This is a genomic window from Pedobacter sp. UBA5917 (genome assembly GCF_002432345.1).
Classification (GTDB): Bacteria; Bacteroidota; Bacteroidia; order Sphingobacteriales; family Sphingobacteriaceae; genus Pedobacter.
In genome coordinates this window covers 1-5587 of the sequence record NZ_DJDT01000035.1, presented here as the reverse complement: position 1 = coordinate 5587, position 5587 = coordinate 1, and the positions used below count along the sequence as shown (strand labels likewise).

The window sequence follows — 5587 nt, the reverse complement described above, 5'->3', positions numbered from 1 at the left end:
AAGTTCAGCAGGACGATCCGCTTGTTTAATCTTCTACAATCTCACTATTGATGCTAACTTCATCCTTTACATCTTCTTTAAAGTAGTTTTTCTGGAAGATCAGGATTAGGATCACCCCAACGGAAATAGCTGCATCTGCAAGGTTAAAAACAGGCCTGAAGAAAACAAACTCTTCGCCTCCCCAAATCGGTAACCAGGTAGGGAAATGTCCTTCGGCAATCGGGAAGTAGAACATATCTACCACACGGCCGTGGAACCAGCTTTCGTAACCGTAAACCTTACCATAAAAAACAGAATCGATAATGTTTCCCAATGCGCCTGAAAAGATCAGTGCAACGTTTAAAATTAAACCGCGGTGGAATTTATGTTTGATTAAATAGTGTAAACCATAGCCAATCCCTGCAACCGCTGCAATACGGAAAAGAGATAAGGCCAGTTTACCAAACTCGCCACCAAACTCCATACCAAAGGCCATCCCATTATTTTCGGTAAAATGGATAATAAACCATTTACCGATGATGTGGAACTCCTGCCCAAGGTACATATGTGTTTTAACCCAGGTTTTAACCAGCTGATCGGCCAGTAAAACCAAAAAGATTACAATTAAAGGTTTTGTATAGCCTTTCATTAACTCTGCTTTAATTTAGCTTCCATGCTTAAAGTTGCATGAGGTACAGCACGTAAACGCTCTTTTTGGATCAGTTTACCGGTTTCGCGGCAAATACCATAGGTTTTGTTCTCGATACGCACCAAAGCATTCTCCAGGTTGTCGATAAATTTACGTTGACGGGCAGCCAATTGATTGATCTGTTCCTTCTCCATCGTTGCAGAACCGTCTTCGAGTGTTTTGTAAGCACCAGAAGTATCTTCCGTACCGTTTGCGTTAGGGTTACTTAAAGATGCTGTAAGCGAATTAAGTTCTTCCTTAGCCATGCGTAATTTATCTTGGATCAATTCTTTGAATTCCTGAAGTTCACTGTCTGAGTAGCGTGTTTTATTACTGTTTTCCATGTTTTTAATTTAGTTTTCTAATATATGGATTTATATTTTAGTTACTGAAATGCTTAACTCAACATCATCTATCACGATTTTGTTTGCATTATTTACAGTATCTGTTAATTCAAATTCGTCGGCTAATATTTCCGCGCAAATGTAACCCTTGTTTTTGTTAACCGCGTTGGCTACCAAGTTATCATTTTGTAACGAAACTTTAATCCTATCGGTCACCTCAAAGTTTAATTCTTTCCTTAAATTCTGGATACGGTTAATCAGCTCACGCGAAATACCTTCCTGTTTCAGCTCTTCGGTAATGGTAACATCGAGGGCAACAGTTAAACTGCCCAGGTTGGTTACCTGCCAGCCAGGGATATCTTCGGCAAAAACCTCTACATCATCATTTAAATTAATGGTAAATTCTTCACCATTACTTCCAACTACGATGATGAAGCCATCATTTTCTAAACGTTGGATATCATCCTGGTTTGAATTTTCTAAAGCTTCTTTAACCAGGCTCATGTCTTTTCCAACTTTTTTACCCAATGATTTAAAGTTGGGTTTCAGCTTTTTCTTAACGATGCCCTGCGTATCGGTAATAAATTCGATCTGTTTCACATTCGTTTCAGAAAGGATATAATCGGCTACTTTTGATATTTTTTGTTCGAAATCGCCACTTAAAGATGGAATTAAGATTTTCTCTAATGGCTGACGTACATTGATGCCTGATTTTTTACGCAACGATAAAACCATCGATGAAATATCTTGTGCATAAAGCATTCTTTCGTTCAGTTCATTATCAATTAAACTTTGATCGGCTTCTTTCCACAACGTTAAGTGAACAGACTGCTCTGCATAAGCATCGGTAACCGTTAAGTTGCGGTATAACCAATCGGCAAAGAAAGGTGCAACCGGGCTCATCAGCTGTGCCAATGTTTCTAAACAGGTATAGAGCGTTTCGTAAGCAGCACGTTTATCATCGGTCATTTCACCTTTCCAGAAACGGCGGCGGCTTAACCTGATGTACCAGTTACTTAAATGCTCATCAACAAAAGCCTGAATGGCACGGGTAGCTTTGGTTGGCTCGTACGTATTGTAACTTTCATCAACTTCGTTAATCAGGGTTTGCAATAACGATAAAATCCAGCGGTCTAATTCTGTTCTGTCTTCTACCTTGCTTAAATTGTTTTTGTCGATTTCAAATTTATCGATGTTGGCATATAAAGCAAAGAAAGAATAAGTGTTATAAAGGGTTCCGAAGAATTTACGGCGTACTTCTGCAATTCCATCAATATCAAATTTTAGGTTATCCCATGGATTTGCATTAGAAATCATGTACCAACGCGTTGCATCAGCACCATATTCGTTAATGGTTTGGAACGGATCAGCGGCATTACCCAAACGTTTAGACATTTTTTGTCCGTTTTTGTCCAATACCAGTCCGTTCGAAACAACATTTTTGTAAGCTACTTTATCAAAAACTAAGGTAGAGATCGCATGCAGGGTATAAAACCAGCCACGGGTTTGATCTACACCTTCGGCAATAAAATCTGCAGGGAAATCTTCATTTCCATCAATGGTTTCTTTATTCTCAAAAGGATAGTGCCATTGCGCATAAGGCATAGCACCAGAGTCGAACCAAACATCAATTAAATCACTTTCGCGACTCATTGGTTTACCTGATGGAGATACTAAAACAATTTGATCAACTACATTTTTATGTAAGTCGATCAGGTCATAGTTCTCTTCAGACATGTTCCCGATTTCGAATCCTTTAAAAGGATTTTCTTTCTGGAAGCCAGCCGCTATAGATTTTTCGATGGCATGATAAAGTTCCTCAACAGAACCGATCAGTACTTCTTCTTTTTTATCTTCTGTTCTCCAGATTGGCAAAGGAATTCCCCAGTATCTCGAACGCGATAAGTTCCAGTCGTTGGCATTTTTTAGCCAGTTTCCAAAACGTCCCTCACCGGTTGATTTTGGTTTCCAGTTAATGGTTTCATTAAGGTCGAACATTCTGTCTTTAACATCAGTAACCTTAATAAACCACGAATCTAACGGGTAATATAAAAGAGGTTCATCAGTTCTCCAGCTGTGTGGGTAACTGTGGACATATTTTTCTACTTTAAAAGCCTTATTTTCTTCTTTTAGTAAAATAGCAATTTCTACATCAACCGATTTTTCAGGGGCAGTACCTGCATCATAATATTCGTTCTTAACATATTTGCCTGCAAAAGGACCAACATGTTTGGTAAATTTACCCTGTAAATCTACCAATGGAACGGGAGTATCATTTTCGTCTAGTACCAACATCGGCGGTACTTCCGGAATTGCTTCTTTAGCTACTTTAGCATCATCTGCACCAAAAGTAGGGGCGGTATGTACGATACCGGTACCATCTTCGGTAGTTACGAAATCTCCTGAAATTACCCTAAATGCATTTTCAGCATTTTGGTATGGCAATGCATAAGTTAAAAGCTGTTCATATTTAATTCCAACCAACTCACTTCCTTTACATTCGGCAAGTATCTGATATGGGATTTTTTTGTCGCCAGCTTTAAAATTTGTAAAATCTTCAACCTCATTGCTTTCGAAGAAAGTTTTACTAAACTGTTTTCCAACCAGGTTTTTTGCCAAAATTACATTTGTTGGCAAGAAGGTATATTGGTTAAAGGTTTTGACTAAAACATAGTCAATTTTTGGTCCAACCGTTAAAGCAGTGTTTGATGGTAAAGTCCATGGCGTAGTTGTCCATGCCATCAGGTAAATGTCGCCAAAAGCTTGTAAAAAAGCTGGTAATGTGTCAGCTAGCGCTTTAAATTGAGCAACAATTGTGGTGTCTGTTACATCACGGTAAGCCCCAGGCTGATTTACCTCATGCGAGCTCAACCCTGTTCCTGCTTTTGGAGAATAAGGTTGGATGGTATAACCTTTATAGATTAGTCCTTTATCGTAAATCTGTTTTAAAAGCCACCATACCGATTCCATGTATTTCGACTTATAGGTAATGTATGGATCGTCCATATCTACCCAATAGCCCATTTTTTCAGTCAGGTCGTTCCACACATCAGTGTAACGCATTACTGTTTTTTTACAGGCTTCGTTATAGTCTTCAATAGAAATCGTTCTACCGATATCTTCTTTGGTAATTCCTAATTCCTTTTCAGTTCCAAGCTCAACAGGCAAGCCATGGGTATCCCAGCCAGCTTTCCTTTTAACCTGATAACCCTTAATTGTTTTATAGCGGCAAAAAATATCCTTAATTGCACGCGCCATTACGTGGTGTATGCCCGGCATGCCATTTGCAGACGGTGGTCCTTCGTAAAAAGTAAACGGATTAGATTTAGGACGGGATGAAATGCTTTTTTCAAAGATATTTTCCTTTTTCCAAAAATCCAGTATTTCCTGCCCTATTTTGGCAAGTTCCAATTGTTTAAATTCGCTATACATCAATCAAGTACCTCAAAAAATTAAAGGTTGCAAAGTTAACAGATTTGCCCGAATTTTGGTAGTTTTGATGTAAATACTTTTAACGTGAAATTATTTAATATCGGGCTTGTACTGATGATTGTGGCCGTAATTGCCCTGCCAATTGTTGCAGTGATCAGTCCGGCAAACCGCGATTTTGTACTTTACGCATTTTATTTCTGTGGCCTGCTCGAACTAATTGGGCTCATCTTTGTTTTAATACATATTGTTACACTAAAAAGAAAGAACCCATGATTAAGCTGTTAAAATTGCAAAAAGCCGTCTTTGTGCTCGTAACGGGCATACTTTCTTTTATCGCCTATAAAATTTTAAATGCCAATCATGTAAAAGGAAGCATTTATCTTCAGATGCTGGCCGGTGTATTGATTATCATCGGCGCGTTGTGGCTGCTTTATCCAATCTTGTTTGCCAAAAAAGATAGCGATGGCAATGCGGAGATCATTACCGACCCAACGGTTGAGGTTCCGGAAGATGAAGAGGAGAAAAAGCCTGCGGCCGAATAACCTCACCCTGACAGCATTTTTAAAGGTATGTTCTGTTTTGCTGTCCCTCTCTTGGAGGAGAGGGAAACATTGTTTGTGGATTTAACCAATAGCTTTAGGTATTACGGACTTAGAAAAGCAAGGGCCGCGTTTCATTTTAATGTTCGTCCTGCTGTTCGCTGTAGCCCTCATACTTCGGTCTGCCGCTACCATCAGGTTTAGATTGCTTAGGCGGGTGAAAGAAATAAAGACCTTTCCAATCCTATTGAATTTTCTGGAAAATCAGTGTTGCAGTTCTTTCTACTTGTTGTTGTAAGATATGTTTTTAGATTAAGAGTTTTTTTAAGGCGTTATGCTAGTTTGCTTTGAAAAATAAACAGGTCTTACCGAAGAACACCCGTCAATCCCAAGTGCAGGGAAATCAAAAAAACAGTTGCAAAATAGAACAATTAGCACTACCAAATCTGAAACGCAGTGGTTTTGTGCAGATTTAGCAAAAACTTTAACCTATTTAACACTTGCTGCACAAAACAAAGTGCCGCTGTTTTTTTGATGTGAGATGGGCATGTGTGGAAGCACATTGTTGGATTGACGAAGCGCTTTGGGTACTTTGGCGCTCCAAA

General features: G+C 39.0%; 5 protein-coding genes. 2 read left to right on the top strand and 3 right to left on the bottom strand.

What is annotated here, in order from left to right:
* Positions 1-25 precede the first annotated feature (25 nt).
* From B2V92_RS02405 to ileS, 3 genes are read right to left on the bottom strand one after another with little or no spacing between them, the layout of a single operon-like run.
* Entirely contained in the window at positions 26-628 is a 603-nt protein-coding gene (locus B2V92_RS02405) for a lipoprotein signal peptidase (RefSeq protein WP_293304506.1), read from the bottom strand.
* Positions 628-1011, bottom strand: coding sequence for a TraR/DksA family transcriptional regulator (locus B2V92_RS02400; RefSeq protein ID WP_113947776.1), 384 nt, complete (start codon positions 1009-1011; stop codon positions 628-630). Before B2V92_RS02400 ends, B2V92_RS02405 begins: the two co-directional genes overlap by 1 nt.
* Positions 1012-1041: 30 nt before the next feature.
* Positions 1042-4443: an isoleucine--tRNA ligase gene (gene ileS, locus B2V92_RS02395; protein WP_293304501.1), complete on the bottom strand. Its 3402-nt coding sequence runs from the start codon at positions 4441-4443 to the stop codon at positions 1042-1044.
* An 84-nt stretch (positions 4444-4527) separates the two neighbouring features.
* Here ileS and B2V92_RS02390 point away from each other — a divergent pair, with 84 nt between their 5' ends.
* Positions 4528-4716, top strand: a complete 189-nt coding sequence (locus B2V92_RS02390) for a hypothetical protein (RefSeq protein WP_293304500.1) — start codon at positions 4528-4530, stop codon at positions 4714-4716.
* Entirely contained in the window at positions 4713-4985 is a 273-nt protein-coding gene (locus tag B2V92_RS02385; RefSeq protein WP_293304498.1) for an isoleucyl-tRNA synthetase, read from the top strand. Before B2V92_RS02390 ends, B2V92_RS02385 begins: the two co-directional genes overlap by 4 nt.
* Positions 4986-5587: the final 602 nt, after the last annotated feature.